The organism is Brevibacillus sp. NPDC003359, assembly GCF_042878995.1.
GTDB lineage: Bacteria > Bacillota > Bacilli > Brevibacillales > Brevibacillaceae > Brevibacillus.
The window spans coordinates 60,842-78,175 of the sequence record NZ_JBIAOR010000008.1; the positions used below are offsets into that span (position 1 = coordinate 60,842).

The 17,334-nt window shown below is 49.5% G+C and carries 19 protein-coding genes; 6 read left to right on the forward strand and 13 right to left on the reverse strand.

Annotated elements, in window-relative coordinates:
- Positions 1-5: 5 nt before the first annotated feature.
- Positions 6-1,322, reverse strand: coding sequence for a globin-coupled sensor protein (locus tag ACFYU8_RS19120; RefSeq protein WP_390302176.1), 1,317 nt, complete (start codon positions 1,320-1,322; stop codon positions 6-8).
- A 124-nt stretch (positions 1,323-1,446) separates the two neighbouring features.
- Positions 1,447-2,238, reverse strand: a complete 792-nt coding sequence (locus ACFYU8_RS19125; protein ID WP_390302179.1) for a hypothetical protein — start codon at positions 2,236-2,238, stop codon at positions 1,447-1,449.
- Positions 2,239-2,356: 118 nt separating this feature from the next.
- On the opposite strand from ACFYU8_RS19125, the gene ACFYU8_RS19130 reads away from it, so the two are divergent.
- Both ACFYU8_RS19130 and corA read left to right on the forward strand, forming a co-directional pair.
- Positions 2,357-3,037 (forward strand): NAD(P)H-binding protein, encoded by a 681-nt coding sequence (locus tag ACFYU8_RS19130; protein ID WP_390302182.1) that lies wholly within the window; start codon positions 2,357-2,359, stop codon positions 3,035-3,037.
- A 186-nt stretch (positions 3,038-3,223) separates the two neighbouring features.
- Positions 3,224-4,159 (forward strand): magnesium/cobalt transporter CorA, encoded by a 936-nt coding sequence (corA, locus tag ACFYU8_RS19135; RefSeq protein WP_390302185.1) that lies wholly within the window; start codon positions 3,224-3,226, stop codon positions 4,157-4,159.
- Here the strand turns inward: corA and ACFYU8_RS19140 are convergent, their stop codons facing one another.
- Entirely contained in the window at positions 4,160-5,254 is a 1,095-nt protein-coding gene (locus ACFYU8_RS19140; RefSeq protein WP_390302188.1) for an HD-GYP domain-containing protein, read from the reverse strand.
- Positions 5,255-5,412: 158 nt separating this feature from the next.
- On the opposite strand from ACFYU8_RS19140, the gene ACFYU8_RS19145 reads away from it, so the two are divergent.
- Positions 5,413-6,426, forward strand: a complete 1,014-nt coding sequence (locus tag ACFYU8_RS19145; protein WP_390302191.1) for a DUF2804 domain-containing protein — start codon at positions 5,413-5,415, stop codon at positions 6,424-6,426.
- Between the two features lie 72 nt (positions 6,427-6,498).
- On the opposite strand, the gene ACFYU8_RS19150 is transcribed toward ACFYU8_RS19145, so the two are convergent.
- The 5 genes from ACFYU8_RS19150 to ACFYU8_RS19170 form a co-directional block, all read right to left on the reverse strand.
- On the reverse strand, positions 6,499-6,801 hold the full coding sequence (locus ACFYU8_RS19150; RefSeq protein ID WP_390302194.1) for a YunC family protein: 303 nt from the start codon (positions 6,799-6,801) through the stop codon (positions 6,499-6,501).
- Positions 6,802-6,909: 108 nt separating this feature from the next.
- Complete coding sequence (locus ACFYU8_RS19155) at positions 6,910-7,149, reverse strand: DUF6154 family protein (RefSeq protein WP_390302196.1); 240 nt, start codon at positions 7,147-7,149, stop codon at positions 6,910-6,912.
- A 47-nt stretch (positions 7,150-7,196) separates the two neighbouring features.
- Positions 7,197-8,651, reverse strand: coding sequence for a bifunctional metallophosphatase/5'-nucleotidase (locus ACFYU8_RS19160; RefSeq protein ID WP_390302200.1), 1,455 nt, complete (start codon positions 8,649-8,651; stop codon positions 7,197-7,199).
- A gap of 24 nt (positions 8,652-8,675) precedes the next feature.
- Positions 8,676-9,500 carry a sulfite exporter TauE/SafE family protein gene (locus ACFYU8_RS19165; RefSeq protein ID WP_390302204.1) on the reverse strand — a complete coding sequence of 275 codons (825 nt, stop codon included), beginning with the start codon at positions 9,498-9,500 and terminating at the stop codon, positions 8,676-8,678.
- A gap of 20 nt (positions 9,501-9,520) precedes the next feature.
- The gene (locus tag ACFYU8_RS19170; protein WP_390302207.1) at positions 9,521-10,378 is read right to left on the reverse strand and encodes a DUF72 domain-containing protein; all 858 of its coding nucleotides are present in this window, start codon (positions 10,376-10,378) and stop codon (positions 9,521-9,523) included.
- Positions 10,379-10,430: 52 nt separating this feature from the next.
- Between ACFYU8_RS19170 and ACFYU8_RS19175 the strand changes: the two genes are divergently transcribed.
- Entirely contained in the window at positions 10,431-10,937 is a 507-nt protein-coding gene (locus tag ACFYU8_RS19175; RefSeq protein WP_390302210.1) for a M67 family metallopeptidase, read from the forward strand.
- Here ACFYU8_RS19175 and ACFYU8_RS19180 read toward each other — a convergent pair.
- Positions 10,868-12,271, reverse strand: coding sequence for an aspartate kinase (locus tag ACFYU8_RS19180; protein ID WP_390302213.1), 1,404 nt, complete (start codon positions 12,269-12,271; stop codon positions 10,868-10,870). The two genes, ACFYU8_RS19175 and ACFYU8_RS19180, sit on opposite strands and share 70 nt — an antisense overlap.
- Before the next feature lie 188 nt (positions 12,272-12,459).
- Between ACFYU8_RS19180 and ACFYU8_RS19185 the strand changes: the two genes are divergently transcribed.
- Entirely contained in the window at positions 12,460-13,212 is a 753-nt protein-coding gene (locus ACFYU8_RS19185; protein WP_390302216.1) for a polysaccharide deacetylase family protein, read from the forward strand.
- Positions 13,213-13,274: 62 nt separating this feature from the next.
- On the opposite strand, the gene ACFYU8_RS19190 is transcribed toward ACFYU8_RS19185, so the two are convergent.
- From ACFYU8_RS19190 to ACFYU8_RS19200, 3 genes are all read right to left on the reverse strand, one after another.
- Entirely contained in the window at positions 13,275-14,816 is a 1,542-nt protein-coding gene (locus tag ACFYU8_RS19190; RefSeq protein ID WP_390302219.1) for a flotillin lipid rafts scaffold protein FloT, read from the reverse strand.
- On the reverse strand, positions 14,816-15,355 hold the full coding sequence (locus ACFYU8_RS19195; RefSeq protein WP_390302222.1) for an NfeD family membrane protein: 540 nt from the start codon (positions 15,353-15,355) through the stop codon (positions 14,816-14,818). Before ACFYU8_RS19195 ends, ACFYU8_RS19190 begins: the two co-directional genes overlap by 1 nt.
- A gap of 167 nt (positions 15,356-15,522) precedes the next feature.
- On the reverse strand, positions 15,523-15,723 hold the full coding sequence (locus ACFYU8_RS19200; protein ID WP_390302225.1) for a GntR family transcriptional regulator: 201 nt from the start codon (positions 15,721-15,723) through the stop codon (positions 15,523-15,525).
- A gap of 147 nt (positions 15,724-15,870) precedes the next feature.
- On the opposite strand from ACFYU8_RS19200, the gene ACFYU8_RS19205 reads away from it, so the two are divergent.
- Positions 15,871-16,815, forward strand: a complete 945-nt coding sequence (locus ACFYU8_RS19205) for a DMT family transporter (RefSeq protein WP_390302228.1) — start codon at positions 15,871-15,873, stop codon at positions 16,813-16,815.
- A gap of 47 nt (positions 16,816-16,862) precedes the next feature.
- Here the strand turns inward: ACFYU8_RS19205 and ACFYU8_RS19210 are convergent, their stop codons facing one another.
- Positions 16,863-17,327, reverse strand: coding sequence for an NUDIX domain-containing protein (locus tag ACFYU8_RS19210; protein WP_244191415.1), 465 nt, complete (start codon positions 17,325-17,327; stop codon positions 16,863-16,865).
- Positions 17,328-17,334 lie beyond the last annotated feature (7 nt).

The following is a 17,334-nucleotide window of genomic DNA, read 5'->3' on the forward strand; positions in this document are numbered from 1 at the left end:
ATTTTTTACAGGTTTTCTGTTATTTCCGATAGCTCATCCGCAGAGCTGGCTACTTGTGCCACTGCTTGATTCATATCTTCCATGACTTTGAAGAAGTTTTCCAGCTCCCGCTGAATGCGCGAGCTTTGTTCTTTACCGTCTGAGACAGCGCTCATGATGCCTTCAAAAAAGGCATTCGTCTCGTTTACAACTACTGTGCTTGATTGGACCAGCGCCTGAATTTCTACAACGACAGAAGAGAGGACCACTGTCTGTTGGTTCGTCTTCTCGATCAGCTCACGCACACCGAAAACCGACTTTTTGGTCTGTTCTGCCAGCTTGCGGACCTCATCGGCTACGACGGCAAATCCGCGTCCCTGTTCGCCAGCACGCGCTGCTTCAATCGCAGCATTTAACGCCAAGAGGTTCGTCTGCTCAGCAATTGCCGTTACGACCTCTACAATTCCTTGGATTTTATCTGCGTTTTTCTCCATCGCGTTCATTTCTTCCGCGATTTGCTTGACGCTGCTCTGAATCAAGCTCATCTGTTCCTGTTGTTTTTCCAGCTTTTCTTTACCTTCACAGGACAGTTCTTGTGCTTTCGTGGAAAAGCCCGTGCCATTTTCAGCAAAACGAAGCACTTCTCTCGATTGTTCTGTCAATTGCACAACCGACGCGCTGTTTTCTTCAGAGACCGCTGCCAGCTCATGCGCAGAATTGGTCAGGAGGATTCGCAGCTCGTCCTTTTTGTCTTGTTCCGCTTGCCGCGCCTTTTCATGCTCGTTTTCATATTCCTCCAGCACAATTTGCTGTTCGATGCTGAGAATCTTCGTGACGGCCGTGAGAGCTTGTACGAACTCGTTCTTGTCCGCGATGTTTTTTTGCAAGAGATCCATCAAGGAAACCAGCATGTTTTGGAATGCACCCAAGTACCATTTTGGTTCCAAGCCTATTCGCATATGAATAACCGCAATTCTACTGCGCTGTTCAATGTACGCGCTGTCGATGCGTCCGCTAAACATTTCGGAGATATGACGGTTCAACGTTAATTTCAACCGCTCAATCGTGCTGTTTTGGTTTACAATCTTCATTAAAAGCGGTTCATTTTCAATGCCGGCATAAAAATAGTCGACAATAGCGTCAATATTTTGAATGATAAGTGGCTGAAGTGCTTTCACAATGCTCAATTCTTCTTCGGTCAGGTTGATCATTGCTAGTTGCTTCCCGAGGGTGTTTTTCCCTACAATGTGCACTTCCCCCTTTTCCTTCACCCCCTGAAAAAAAGATTCGCTTTTTCCTTTCCCTTTCAATCCAAAAAAGGTGGAAAACGGACATGTGCTCATAGCCTGGACTCCTTTTATCCGAGTACATATAACTCTGGAATATCCTTTCAATTATATACCCCTTTGCAAACGGGTGTAAACCGCCCACCTTGTGCATGGGCGGTTGTATGAGCCTAGCTAACGCCTACATTTCCGCTTTCCTCACGACTGCCCGTTGCAGCTTCCAACTGGTCTTGTCCCACTTCCAGTACGACTCCACATATGCTATCGTATCGGCGTTGGCTACACCGCTGACCCGCTGTTCCCCTTTTAATTCACAGATGCCATCGCGGTTCTCATCGATAGGCATAAGTACGCTGAACGCGTTAGGCATGACTTCTACTGGAGAAACCAGCTTCCCGTTCTTGTATACACCATTTTCTTCATAGATTTTTTTGCGATCAGACAAATCGAGAACGACAGTCTCCCCCGTCTCCTTGATCGTCAAGGGCACTTTGTAATGGTCCTGATAGGAGCCCGAAATCGTCAAGGGCTGAGGAACAGGCAGGATCGCTGGCTTGTTGTCCTTGTCTGTGAACAAATAAAACTCGGAGGTCCCTCCACTGCCCCCAGTCGGCGCCTGAAGCAAAATTTGTTGCACACCCCCTCCGGTAAAATCACAAAAGAACATCTCCGGCTGATAAGCGCCATACGGTGTTGTAAAAAAGGCTGTTTTTTTCGCAACTGGGTCTTGAACCATGATTTTTACATGTTCGAAGTAAGGACTGTCTGCCGCAAATCTCTTTCCTAGCAACGTAACGAAATCCGGCCGACCATCGCCCGTCACATCCTCCCGTTTGATCTGGATTTGTTCGAACACAGTCGGGGGAGACTGATCCGCTCTCGCCTCCAAGGCTAGAGCTGCTTGCCCCCACTCGGCTCCCGTCAACATCCATACGATGCAGCCAATCATACCTACCCTCTTGCTTGTCCACATGTCGATACATCCACCTTTTCCTATGTTCAGCTTATCTGTAGTATGCAAAAAATGGCTTTGGTCAAACCGTTCTAAACGGTAAAATAAGAGAGAGGGATCGTAGAAAGTGAGGAACACTATGGCAATGAAACGTGCGGTATTATTTGGAGCGACCGGACTCGTCGGCCGTGCATTGCTGCAGCAACTCTTGGAAGATGAAGCCTATGAAAAAGTCGTCGCTGTCGTTCGCAACGAGCTCTCCTTTACGCATCCTCGCTTGCAGACAGTCGTCATTGACTTTCGTCAGTTGGGGGATTGCCGAGAGTCTTTAGAAGGAGCAGACATCTTTTGCTGTTTGGGGACAACCATGAAAAAGGCTGGAAGTCGCGAGGCGTTTCGCAAAGTGGATTATCAGTACCCGCTCGAAATTGCTCGTATGGCAAAAGAAGAAGGAGCCAGCCAGTTTCTCATCATCACCGCAATCGGCGCAAATAGCCGATCCGTCTTTTTCTATAATCGTGTAAAAGGTGAACTTGAGGAAGCACTGCGCGAGTTGGCGCTTCCAAGTCTGCATATGTTCCATCCTTCCCTTTTATTGGGCCCAAGACAGGAACACCGTCGATCGGAAGAGCTCGGTGCGAAGCTATCCCAATCACTCTCATTTCTCTGGGTCGGTCCGTTACGTGCCTACCAGCCTGTCACCGCAACAGATGTCGCGGGAGCCATGCGGTACATCGCCTCTCTTGGACTGGCAGATACGCATGAGTACGAATCAAGGGAATTACCAAAGCTAGCCGCAGCGGGAAAACGGACGAGTTGACGTTCATACGTATAGGATGAAGGCTTTCATCGAGGAGGCGAATTGGCATGACGACTCCCAAGCAACAGCGTGTATCACAGGCTCCGCCCAGCCGCCGAGCACTTCGCTCTGCTTATGAACTGATCCTCACCCAGATCTGGCCCCGTCTACCCGCCGCAACCGAATCCACTTGCAGGAGAATCGATCATGAAGATCAGACTCATACAAAACGGAATCATCACTGAGATAGAAGACATCGAAGAGGCTGCTACTCCACCTATGAACGGGTTTTACTGGATTCATGCTGCGCCATTCGATTTGGATATTTTACAGCCGCTGTTCGGACTGCATCATCTGGCTGTCGAGGACTGCATCGACGAGGAAGAACAGCGGCCCAAGCTGCAAAATTACGATGATCATTACTTTATGGTCATCAACGGCATTACCTTCCACAATCACGATATCTTCTTGCGCGAGATCAATATTTTTTTGGGCAGCAGCACCATCATCACCGTAACGAAGCAGGAGGCACCCGAATTCACTACCATGCTGTCTATCATCCGGGAAAAAGAAGTCAATCGCCCCGATTCGTTTCTGTACTACCTAGTAGATCAAATTGTCGATCGTTATTTTGATGTGACGGAAAAAATTGAAGACCTGCTGGAAGATCTGGAAGAACAAATTTTGATGCACACGAAAAAATCCCATCTGGAACAAATTATCGGGCTGCGCAGTGAAATCTTGTACGCCCGTAAAATGCTCGTTCCCCAGCGGGATTTAATTGACGCTCTACATAAAAAAGAACTCCCGCTGATTCAACCCTATCTGCGGAAGTACTTTGGCGATATTGTAGAGGATGCCAGCAAAATTGTAGAAAGCTTTGAAGCGTTTCGCGACCTCATCGGAAACTTGCGCGAAGCGTATCTAGCGGCGCTTACTGGCAGAGCCAACGATATTATGCGTGTCTTTACCGCCTTGACGACAATTTTTATGCCGTTGACGATTGTGACGGGTATCTACGGGATGAACTTTGATGTGATGCCTGAGCTGCATTCACCCTACGGCTACTACATCGTGCTGGGATGTATGGCTGCCATCGGCACGACGATGTTTTTTATTTTCAAAAAGAAGGACTGGCTCTGATTATACCAAATCGCCACAGGCGATGATCATGAGCGTCAGCATTTTGGACAAGTCACACTCATAGGGGTGCTCGATATCCCGACCTTCCTCATCCACCAGGACTCTGATGATCGGACGGCTCGGCATTCCTTTGTTCGAGTCGACGACGACACCAGACAGACCATTGTTCAGGGTGACGGTCAGACCAACAGGATAGAGTGCAATCGTATTTCGCAATGCCTCTACATACACATGGTCAAACAGTTTGCCTGAACCGGAATAGAGGACCTCTATCGCTTCATGAGGAAGCATTCCGCGACGGTATACCCGATGTGAGGTCAGGGCATCGAATACATCGGCCACTGCCATCAACCGACCAAACGGATGAATCTCTTCTTTTTTCAGGTGCCGTGGATAACCGGAGCCATCCCAGCGCTCGTGATGCTGAAAAGCACAGTGGGCCGCAAGCAACGGAATGTCATCTTGGCGACGCAGCATTTCAAAGCCGATCTCCGTATGTCTTTTCATGATTTCAAATTCTTCTTGTGTAAGGCGGCCCGGCTTTTTCAAAATGTTGTCTGGGATATGCACTTTTCCTATGTCGTGGAGCATACCGCCAATACTAATTTCCAACACATCTTTTTCCGAACAGCCGGTATTTATGGCAAGTGCTGTACTATACAAGGCAACGTTAAAGGAGTGCGTGAATATGTAATTGTCGAAGGCGCAAGCATCTGCCAATAAATTCATGGCTGAATCATTGTTGTTCAATTCATCCGCAACGGTTTGCATGACATCCCGCAGCTTGCGTCCCAAACCCTTGTCCGAAAAAAGCTGCTGCCATTTATCCGGGACTTGATGAACGGTTCGGAATGTATCGTGAATCATGGACATTGCTTGTCTGCGAGTATTTTCGGAAATGACTGTCTCCACGATGATATCATCCGTGCGCTTGTCTTGGATGTAGAGACTGTTCACGTTTTTGTTTTTGAGTCGAGTTATCATTCGTTGGGTTAGTTCTACTCCGGCCCCAACGAGAATCGTCCCATTCTCTGTATAGATGGAACGAGCCAGTTTATCGCCCGGCTGACATTTTTGAATGGATTTCAGTCGCATTTCCTTTCCTTCGCCTTTCCTCAGGGTATCCCTATTATAGCGTGATTCGACTTGATTCTACATGAAATTTTTTCTAGATTTTCTTTTCGTGTCTACCTGGGAAAGACACTTGACCGAGTTTGTCTGGAAGAATCCTTGTTTGAAAAGGAGATGACCGTATGCCGCTTATCGAAAAAGAATTAACTCAGCCTCTTTCATTATGTGACCAGGATGGCCGCTTGCTTCCAGAAGCGATTGGCTGGTCCCGCTATCCGTTGCATGACTGCCGATTTAGTGGGCATTGGCTTCGTCGGAAAAAATGGAATTTTTGGTTTATCACCGCGCCAGAATGTGCAATGTCGATCGCAATGGTCAATCTGGATTACGCCGGCATTGTCTTTGTCCATTTTATTGATCTGACGACAGGGGAGACCGCGGACAGTGCCGTAACAGTTCCTTTTGGCGCAGGGATTCGACTTGGTGCCACCGTAGATGAGCCTTCTCACTTTGCGAGTCGCAAGCTCTCCGTCTCTTTTCAGCCAGGAGCCAGCGGAACGAGCGTTGAAGCGGCTGCCATTTGTCCTGGCGATAAGCCTCTCTCGCTCGACATTGTGATTGATCCGCCAGCGGAGTCCTTGAATGTCGTGATTCCGTGGAGTGCGGAACGCTTTCAGTTCACATCGAAACAAACGGCCCGGCCTGTGTACGGCACCATTCGCTATAATGGGAAAACCTATCTGCTCGATCAGCAGAATGCCTTTGCCAGTCTGGATTTTGGACGTGGCGTTTGGCCGTATCACACTCGCTGGAACTGGACGACCTGCTCTTTCCGTCACGCGGAGGGGGTCGCAGGCTTTAACTTTGGCAGAGGCTGGACGGATGGAACAGGGATGACGGAAAATGGCATGACGATCGATGGTGTCCTCTACAAGCTGAGTGAACAAATTCGTTTCTCCTACGATCCTGACAACCGGATGCTCCCTTGGACGGTTGCGAGTGAAGAATCATCTGCCGTACGCCTTACCTTTACCCCGCTCTTTGCTCGAACCGAGCACAAAAATTTGGCGTTGGTGCGGACCACTCTGCATCAAGTCATCGGCCGTTATGACGGGACAATCTCAACACCTGATGGAAAAACGATTGAGGTACAAAGCAAGATCGGAATCTGTGAAGAACAAAATGCCCGTTGGTAAACAAGTCCTCAGAAAACAAAAAACCTTTGTCCCATGACAAAGGTTTTTTTCTATAGGCGAGCCATTTGTTGTTTATAGCATTTTTATGACAGCATCCCGACCAGTCATACCAGCAGTAATCCCCTTCGTCTCCGCCGTCGTCGTCACAGACTCCAGCGGCGCATCCAGCAATTCCTGTATGGTCTTGACCCCTACCGCACGACCGGCAAGAATTTCCCTCGCTGCTAACTTCTCGTTCAAGAGCCCCACATCCAGCGCTCCACACATGATGTAGCCATGATCGGTCGTTACAGCCAATAGGGTCGTCTTGGGCAAACGAACGGTGACAGCAATTGCCGTCCCCTCTGGAAAGTGGATTGGCACTACCTCGACCATCAAGATTCCTCCTTTTCTCTCCTGTCTGTTGGCGTTACCATCCTATGACGTTCAGAAGAGAAATGTGAGGTCGGTCTCCATAAGGGAGTTCAAAAAGTTATCTTTTGATCAATGCATGACGCTGGTCGGAAAGTGCTCATCCTCCATCGCGACTTTTCGTTTCATGACTTCAATCATATACGTAGCGAGCATGTGAAACAGCTCTTCCTCGTCCATTTCCTCGACCAAGTCCAGCAAATCATCCCGAGACTGCTCCGCGAGAATTCCGACGACAACCGCTGTAATGTCCTCTTCATCGCCATTAAAATGTCCTTTGTACAGCTCGTATACTTCATCAATGAAGCGCATCGCTCGTCTCCTCCCGTTTTTCGATAGCATTCCCGAAAACCTGGTCTCTACGATTGGTTTTTTGACGTGGACGATATCTTTTCCCAACGTGGAAGAAACGCATTTTGCAGCATCTGTTGATCCTTTATCGTGGTAGCGAGCACTTCACGCAGCATCTCGGGCAAGAAAAACGTAACCTCACTGCCGAGCAGCAAATCGGGAAACATGCGATTGTACATAAACATGTCGATCGTCCCGACTCGATACAGACGCTCGCGATCAAGCGGTTTCCCGTTGACTTCAATCTGGATAATTTGCGGTTGATCATCCTCGCTGTAACGGATGTGCAATCCATCCACACACATCCAGCCTTCTATTTTGCCACGAAAACCGTACCCGCGTAGCTCCCGATGAACCATTTCCGGTTGAATGGCTTGCTCCAGAACCGTGGTGAGCTGCGCGCCTGTAATCGTGACCGCACAGGCATTGATCGGGTGGGGCATACTGTGCAACAAATCGGCAAAAGACAAGCTGCCCCGCGGCAAATCGGTAAGCAACAGCCCTCCATTTGCCATGCCGATCTCAGCGCCTGTCCATTTGCGAATACTCGCTGCGATGAAGGAACCATAGGGAGTCTCTTCTGTCCAGCCTATGTGCATGTCTTGCTCCAATTGAACAATGGGCTGAAACAAACGATTCTCCGCCCATACTTTTTCACTCTCAATGAACTGGCTCAATGATTCGTCTGCCTGATACTGTTCTGTCTGAAAAAGCTCTGCTTGCACATCTGTAATCCTTTTCCTCTTCCGGTCCCAAACGAGCTGTACATGGCCGACATACTCACCAAATCGCCCAGCTTGTGTGATCAAGGTGCCGCCTATGCGTTCTCCTTGGGGCAGTGTCCGATGAGAGTGTCCACCCAAAATCACATCCAGCCCATCGACTTCATTTGCCAGCACACAATCTGTCTGATAGCCGAGATGCGAAAGCAAAATGACAACATCGACAGACGAGCGCAGTGCTGCAATCTGCTCACGGAGAATCGGGATCGGTTCCTTGATCTCCCACCCCATACTTTGATAGGAGGGGCCAAAGGGAATCGTCATTCCCAAGAGCGCCAACCGCAGCTCACCTACAGTATGTATGGCATATGCCACTGCCCAAGACGGGGCAGAATTTGTTGTCGGTTCTAACAGATTGCCCGTAATGATCGTGAAGCGCGCTTCTGTGTACAGTTCATTCAGCTTGTCTTTTGGGAGTGTGATGCCTTCGTTGTTTCCGATCGTCGCGTATTGAATCCCGCTTCTGTTCATGATCTCGACGTTTGTTTTCCCAAAGCTCGCTTCCGATCGGATATCCATTCGATCCATATGGTCCCCAATATCGACCGTCAGCACATGCTCTCCCCTGTTCTCCCACTCTTCTCGGTGCATGCTCAGGCAGGTTGCAATTCGCGGCATCGTATCAAAATGGCTGTGCAAATCATTCGTGTGCATAATGTGTAAGGTACAGGTGTCAGCCACGACTTTCCCCTCCCTCTCGTCTATTTATCCAAAAATCGCTTCTCCGATCATTTGTAGGGCAATTCCCAAAATCAGAACACGCAAAAACAGCACGATGGTACGACCCTTCATTTTACTGGCGGCAATCGCTCCGAGCTTTCCGCCCACCCATGCTCCTGGCGCGAGCATTGCTGCATACAGCCAGTGTACGTTGTCGTGGAAAATGTTCGTGATTGATCCAACCACCGCGGATAAAAAAATGACCAGCATGGACGTCGCCGTGGCAATGTGTGGCGGGAAGCGAAACAAAATCATCATGGCTGGAACCATCAGGATGCCGCCACCCACGCCAAATAGCGATGAGGTAATCCCTACAAAGAAGGCAATCGTAATCACGGACCATTTGCTATATCCGTACACATATTCATTTCCTTCGTTGTCGACGAAGTGGCGTTGGACTTCCCACGCGATGCTGCGTGGTTTGATTTTGTCTTTGATCATCAATACGACGAACATACAGAGCTGAAACAAGCCAAACAGCAGCGAAAAGCCCTCCACTGCTAGTAATGTATTAAGATACACACCCACAATAGCACCTGGCGCACTCCCGATAAAAAAGAGCAGGGCACTCTGCTTATCTACTTTTTTTTGCTTGAGATAAGAAAGGGAGGAAGAAAGGGCGGTTACCGCGATCACGATCAGCGAAGTCGCCGCTGCTACCTGTGGGTTCATCGATCCGGGTATGTACCAGTTCGCAAAGAACAGCAGGGCGGGCACGAAAAAAATCCCACCACCCAGACCCGCGATACTGCCAATGACGCCAGCCACGACTCCGATGATGACAAATAAGATGGCAATTGTTACTAGCATGAACTCCCCTTCTTTCTTGCTTACGTGGAGAACAGGTCCATCTGACGAGGATTCAGACCAGTAGGTGCAAGGCCAAGCATTTCCGAAAACTGCTTCGCATTCGCTGCTGCATCTCCTCCAGAGTTATTGTTGAACAAAATACAGACTTCATCCGCTTCCCGTTCGAGCAGTCTGATATGTTCCACCCACTCTGCAAACTCTGTCTCACTGTATCGATATAAATAGCGGACATCTCGCCAATTCTGTCCCTCTCCAGGATCACGCCAGCCCGCTTTATTGCGCCCATGAAAGCGAACCAATGCCAAGGATGACTTCGTCACGGCAGGAACAATCGGGACCGAGCCTTTTCCGACTTGTGGTTCATCACATACGACATGTGTCGCTTCGATCTTGTGCAAGAAATCCAGCGTTTGCTCCGAATACCGTGAATCAAACCAGCTTTGATGGCGAAACTCCACCGCAAACGGATACGCCTGCATGGCTTGACGACAAGCGGTCACATACTGGACATGCTCTCGGGTACAATCGAACCACGGCGGAAACTGAAACAGCAATGTTTTGAGCTTGCCAGCCTCCACGACCGGCTGGATGCTCTCCTCGAACTGACGAAATAATTCCCGTCTACTTCCCGAGGCGTCCCCCCGTTGATGTCCCGTCATCCCCTGATGAGGCTTGACGATAAAGCCAAATCGTTCAGGTGTATCCTTCACCCACGATTCGTAATTTCGCTGTGGTAAAATAGCGTAAAAAGAACTATCCACCTCTACAATTGGAAAGTGGCTGGCATATACGGACAGCTTGTCTCGATTGCGTACACCTTGTACGTACAATTCGTGCTGATCGCCCCAGCCGCAAACTCCCACTTGTATCGTAGTCATCAAATGCTAACCTCCAAATCATGGCCGAATAGAAAAGAAGGACGGAAGCCGAATGAAAAATCCCGCTTGGTTGGGTGAACCCTTTGCGATTAAGGATAACAAAATATTCCTGGCGAAAAAAGTAGCGAAACGCCTCCTGGCCGAAGCACAAGAGGCGTTTCCTTATGAATATTCAGCATTGCTCGCAGGTCGTGGAGCAACGATTACGCTCTGTGTACCGATGCCCGTCTCACCCGACAAGCACGTGTTCGCTTGGGATGGGACAACTTTTCTTCAAGCATTGCAGCACATCCGCAAGCACGATCTCCAATGGTTGGGTGTCTTGCATACACATCCTCATACTCCTCCAATCCCTTCAATACACGACATAGCTGGCTGGCATTATCCTACGCTCAGCTATTGGATTGTGGGACTCGCAACCGCACAGCCAGAATGGTGTGTCTATCAATGGGTACAGGATGGAAATAGCGGCTCATTTGAAGCACGCGACTACACACTGACAGTAGCGGCTTGTGACGATGAGGAAACCAATGGTTCTTCGGCTCCAAAAAACTCTTGATACAAAGCAATCACAGCACGATCTGCCTCTTCGGCATTTACCCCGAACATCATGCTTACTTCCGATGACCCCTGATTGATCATTTCCAAATTGATTTTCGCAGTAGCCAACGCAGTAGTGGCTCTCGCAGTTGTCCCCACAGATTGACGCATTCCCTCTCCAACAATCATGACGAGTGCAAGACTATGCTGAACAGCAACGTCATCAGCGAACAGCTCTTGGCGGATGCGTTCCACTATCCGCTGTTCCTTTTCTTCCGTGAGATCGCGCTCGCGCAGAATGACGGAAATGTTATCGATTCCAGATGGAGTATGCTCATACGAAAGCTCTTCCTCCTCCAGAATTTGCAGCAGCTTGCGACCAAAACCAATTTCGCGGTTCATCAAATACTTGCTGACATAAATGCTGCAAAAGCCGCCATCGCTTGCAATACCCGACACTCTGTTTGTAGCAGATCCACGCTCGGCCACAATCATCGTACCAGGCGCAGACGGATTGTTCGTATTTTTGATGCATACAGGTATATCCGCTTGATACGCGGGAATCAACGCTTCCTCGTGGAACACACTAAAACCGGAATAGGACAGCTCCCTCATCTCTCGGTACGTAATCTCTGTCACCTTTTTCGGATCGGCAATCAGGTTCGGATTGACCACATATACAGAATCAACATCGGTAAAATTCTCGTAGACTTCTGCATGAACCGCCGCAGCCAGAATCGAACCCGTAATATCCGAGCCACCGCGTGAAAAAGTTACCAGATCACCTGCACGCGAATAGCCAAAGAAGCCAGGCAAAATGACGATTCCCTCCTGCTCTTTCAATGTCGCCAATTTGGCATAGGCTTCTGGGAGGATATGAGCATTGCTTGCTTCATCTGTAACGAGCATTCCTGCATCCTTTGGATTGATGTAGGACGCCACCTCGCCCAAGCTCTGCAAATAATGAGCAACAACTTTGGCGCATGTATCCTCTCCCGTAGCTTTTACCGCATCCATGAATCTTTCCGCGGACAAGCCCGCCTTGTTTGCGAGAACCCCCCCGAGCTCCACTTCGATCTCTTGACCAATCTCAGCAGAAAGCTCCAGACCTGCCACAATCTCCTGATAGCGTAAGAAAATTGCTTGTTTCGCTTCCTCTGTAGGCTCCCCAGCTAAAAATCGCTCAGCATAAGCGATTAACAAATCAGTAACCTTTGTGTCTTCCTTGTGCCGTTTCCCGGGTGCCGATACAACAATGAATCGTCTGTCACGATCCGCCCTAACAATTTGGCATACTTTTTTTATCTGCTCGGCATTCGCCAGTGATGTTCCTCCAAATTTTGCTACCTTCATGATTAATTCCTCCATCTAACTCTCACGTCTTTTGCTGTTACTAGCTTAATTTATCCACATAAAAAGAACAAGTGTCTTTTTCACAAGGACACAAAGGAATATTCATCAAGAGTTGGCGCATAGTAACGATGAGTACATCATCACGTACAGCTACCTAGCACGAAAGTCTCTAGCAACGAGGTGAACGAATGAAAAGACATATCCTCTTTTTCCCCCTTTTATTGGCTGTCATTCTTGCTCCTTCCTTCAGTGAGACAGCCAGTGCGATTCGGGGAAAAAATCGCGAGTATTACGAAACAAGAGGAGATATCGTTTGGGAAGTGCCGACAGAGAGCAAAGTGATTGCCCTTACCTTTGACGATGGTCCCGATCAGGTATACACTCCTCAGATCGCAGCGTTGCTGAAGCAATATCAAGCCAAATCCACCTTTTTTGTCGTAGGCAATCGTGTGAGCCAGTACCCGGAAATCGTCAAATCTCTCGCGAATGATCAACATGAGATTGCGAATCACACTTACAGTCATCCAGATATTCGAAAGCTGTCAGGGAATCGACTGTTAGAAGAGGTGCAAAAAACGCAGGAGACGATTTATTCGGCAACAGGGGTTCGTCCCACCCTCTTTCGTCCTCCGGGAGGATATTATGACGAGAAAGTCGTCGATACAGCCAAGCAAGCCGGTTTTCTCGTGATCATGTGGTCTTGGCATCAAGACACACGTGATTGGAGCGATCCCGGTGTAAAAAAAATCGTCAACAAGGTTTTGAACAACGCTCGGAATGGTGACATCGTGCTATTTCATGATTACGGAGGCAACCGCAGACAGACCGTACAAGCTCTCGAGCAAATATTACCTGAGTTGAAAAATAGAGGGTATAAATTCGTAACGGTCAGCGAATTGTTGAGAGGATATGGACGCGCGAAGCAGGTAGACTATCCTTGATTTTCTTTCCATGAAAAAGTGCCCCTCTCCTAAAAGGGGCACTTCTCCTTTGATCGATTTGGTTATTCCTTTTCGTTCTCCAAAATAGAATCCGTCTCTACTTGAACTTTTACGGGTACAGGCTGTTGCTGCACGGGCGCGGTACCACCCTTTTGCATAAAGTCTGAGATCATTTTGTTCATATCCAAACCCGATACGTCTTTCAGCATCTCTGGCAGTTGGGCCATCAGCTTCGTGACATTCCCGCTCAGACGATTGACGCCATCTCCTTGACCGCCTCCTGCATCCACGATCGTTACCTTGTCGATCGCCTTCATTGGCTCGGCGATTTTCTCAGCCAGTTCAGGGAGCATTTTCGCAATAATATCGAGTACAGCTGCATGACCAAATTTTTCAAATGCTTCAGCCAGCTTCTCTTTCCCTTCTGCTTCAGCTTCGAGCTTGAGACGCGTGACTTCTGCCTCAGCACTACCGCGGGCTTTTTCAGCCTCGGCAATCGCCAAACCTTCCAGACGCTTCTGCTCGGCATTTGCTTTTGCCTCTGCCTCAATGCGGTACTTGATCGCGTCTGCTTCTCTCAGCTTCTTCGCTTTTTCCGCTTCTGCCGCCTGTTCCACAGAGTAACGGTCGGCGTCGGCCTTTTTCTTCACTTCCGCATCATATTGCTTTTCTCGGCGAAGAATTTCTTTTTCCTCCAGCTCGATTTCCTTCTGCTTACGGACGAGATCGATCTTCATTTCTTCTTCCGTAACCTGCTGCTTAGCGACAGCTTCTTGCAGCTTGTAGGATTGGTCCGCGCTCGCCTTCGCTTTGTCCTGCTCTTGCTTAAACGCCGCTACCTTCAGCTCTTTTTCCTTTTCTGCTTCGGCAATGTTCGTTTCCTTCAGCAGCTCTGCCTTGCGTGCCTCTTCCTCTGCCTGAGCCTGCTTGATCCGCGCTTCTTTGTCCGCATCAGCCTGCGAGATGGTCGCATCACGCTTCACTGCAGCGATTTGCGGTATTCCAAGAGCAGCCAAATAGCCGTTTTTGTCGCGGACATCCTTGATCGTGAAGCTGACAACGGACAGCCCCATTTTCTTCAAATCCTTCGTCGCTACGGCTTGCACCTCTTGTGCGAATCGCTCACGGTTCTTGTAAATTTCCTCTACCGTCATACTGCCGAGGATTGCCCGCAAATAGCCTTCAAGTACTTCCTGTGCTTCTCCGCGCAGTGCCTCGTCACTCTTGCCCATAAATTGCTCGGCTGCGGTCGCGATATCTTCAATCGAACCGCCTACCTTGATGATCGCTACGCCATCTGCCATAACAGGAACGCCCTGCTCGGTATATACCTCAGGAGTCGATACGTCCAGTTTATGAGACAGAAGACTCAGAAAGTTTGCCTGTTGAAAAATAGGGAGGATAAATGCGCCGCCTCCGCGGACGATCTTCATTTTGCGTCCGGATTCGTCACTCAGTACGTTTTTCGAGCCGAGATAGCTCCCCGTCACGATCATGGCTTCATCTGCACCTACTGTTTTGTAACGGGCCCAAAAGGCAATACCCACTACGAGAAAGACTGCGACGACAACACCTACTACCGTCAAAATACCGGGTTCTAACATCACTTCTCATCTCCTTCGCCAGATTCAGTGTAAAAGGGGATCACATACAAGACATGGTCACGCACCTCGACCACGACGACACGGGTTCCTTGCGGGATAATCTGCCCCTCAAGACTCGCCGCCATATGGTAAGTGGTTCCACTAATCATCGGCAGCAGCACTTCTCCCAGTCCTTCAGCAGGAATCGTCGTCCCGACCTCACCCAGCTTCCCTCCAAGCTGACTCATGGAATAGCCCGTGGAATTTTCCGCATGGCTCATCGGCTTTACCCATAGGAAGTACGAGACAAGAGCCAAAGCGATGCCAATGACAGCTGCCAGCACCAACACAACAAGCGCACCAAGAGAAGTGTACCGAGATAGCAAATACCCCGCTCCGCCAAAGGCGGTCATGCCGCTGACCAACAAAATGGGCTGTGCAAAAGGCAGATGCAGATGTCCCAGCCAATCCGAGAGCGCATCGCCAAACAACAGCGAGATGAGCGTGTAGATGAGACCAAGTACAAGGCAGACCATGTAGACGGTTTCAAGTACGCCCACGACTGTCCCCCCTTTCTAAAATTGCCTCTATAGTGCATACGAGTGAAATGAAAATTAGTTTCATAAATAAGGAAATAATCCCTTTTCTTATCGCTTTTTCTGCTGAAGGACTCTTTGGATACGACGAATTCCCTCCTCGATGTTCGCCTGGCCCTCCCACGAATAGGTCAGTCGTAGCCAGCCCGCTTCCGCTCCATAGACGCTGCCGATACGGTCCCGCGATTGACGCCAAAGCGCCGTGCCAACACTCTTTCCGGCGGCAGAGATGTACCAGGGGACAGCACTCCCAGCACAATCTGTCGCTCCAGCTCTTTGGCGATTTGCATATAGATCGGAACTCCCGCATCTTTGTCCGGCTTCCATTCCATCCCTATCCATCCTCCACACTTGCTGTTTTCCCTCCCTTTCGACAAATTGGCTTACTGCTCCTGCTGCCAATTGGCTCTACCGTTTCTGATCGTTCGCCTCTAAGATGGAACAACAGAAACTTATATTCGACAAAGGATGGGATTCGGATGAGCGCACAGCTCCCTTTCGAGAAACAGCACGTACAAAAAGAGCAGTCAGCCACTCCTGACCAGCTGCATGCAGAGAAAATGGGCTTGCTGTATGGCTTCATCGGGGTGCTTAGCTTCAGCTTGACCTTGCCCGTAACGAAGGTGGTTGTTACCGTGCTCTCTCCCCTATCGGCAGGGTTGGGACGAGCGTTAATCGCGGCCGTACTGGCTGCTTTGGTGCTCCTAATCAAACGAATACCGTTTCCTACCTGGCAAGAGACCAAAAAACTGTTGCTCGTATCTGCCGGCGTAGTAGCAGGCTTCCCGTTTTTCTCGTCTTGGGCGATGGAGAGAGTGCCTGCTACCCACGGTGCTGTCATCATCGCACTATTGCCATTGGCTACAGCAGGTGCAGCGATATTTTTTTCAGGAGAACGCCCCGCCCGTAAGTATTGGATTTCTAGTGCGATCGCCTGTGTGACGATTCTCGCCTACGCGATCAGTTCTGGCTTTGGTGCCCTCCAATGGGCGGATCTCGCCTTGCTCGGGGCGGTCATCAGTGCTGCCATCGGATACGCGGTCGGCGGTGAGCTCTCCAAGACGATGGGCGGTTGGCAGGTCATCAGTTGGTCGTTGATCTTCGCCTTTCCTTTTCTCGTCGTTCCGCTCGCAGGTCCTCTACTCACTGAATTAAAGCAAGCCACTTGGCCCGTCTGGATCGGTTTTGGCTATACCAGTGTAATCAGTATGTTTCTCGGATTTTTCGCCTGGTATCACGGACTGGCACTCGGCGGCATCGCCAAAGTCAGTCAAATTCAATACCTTCAACCCTTTTTATCGATCATCGCAGCCTGGCTCCTCCTGTCCGAGCCATTGACACTCGGTGCTGTGCTCTCGGCTGTCATTGTCGTGTTGGCTGTCGCAAAAGGAAGAAAAGCTTCTATTCAGCAAAAAGCTAAGTAAAAAAACACCGCTCCTCTTCACTAGGAAAAGGGCGGTGTCTCTTGCTTTTATTCTGCTTGGCTCAGCATATTTCCCAAGTACATCGGCTGATAAGTAGGATCAGACAAGACTTGCTTGACTTGATCCGGGCGTGTTTTGTGGTCGTTCGGCAGTTGCTTCCACTCGTCTAGCGTGACCCAACCAGCCCATTCGATTTCTTCATCGACGATACCACCTGGCGTAGGATTCGTCTCTTCACCGATGAGCTTCGCCAGAACTCCCACGCCGACTGTGTGCTTGCCGTTCCCTTCCTGATCGATCCGATCGTCTATCCAGATCAATCGCTCCATTTCCACCAGAAGTCCGGTCTCTTCCATCACTTCTCTTTTCGCCGCGTCTGGAATCGCTTCCAAATATTCTACGATTCCCCCTGGCAGGTTGTAAAAGATACCTCGTTGTGTCTGCTCACGGATGAGGAGGACTTTCCCTTCGTGCTCTACTACTACGGTGACTCTCAAGCGAATCGCTGACATTTCGCTC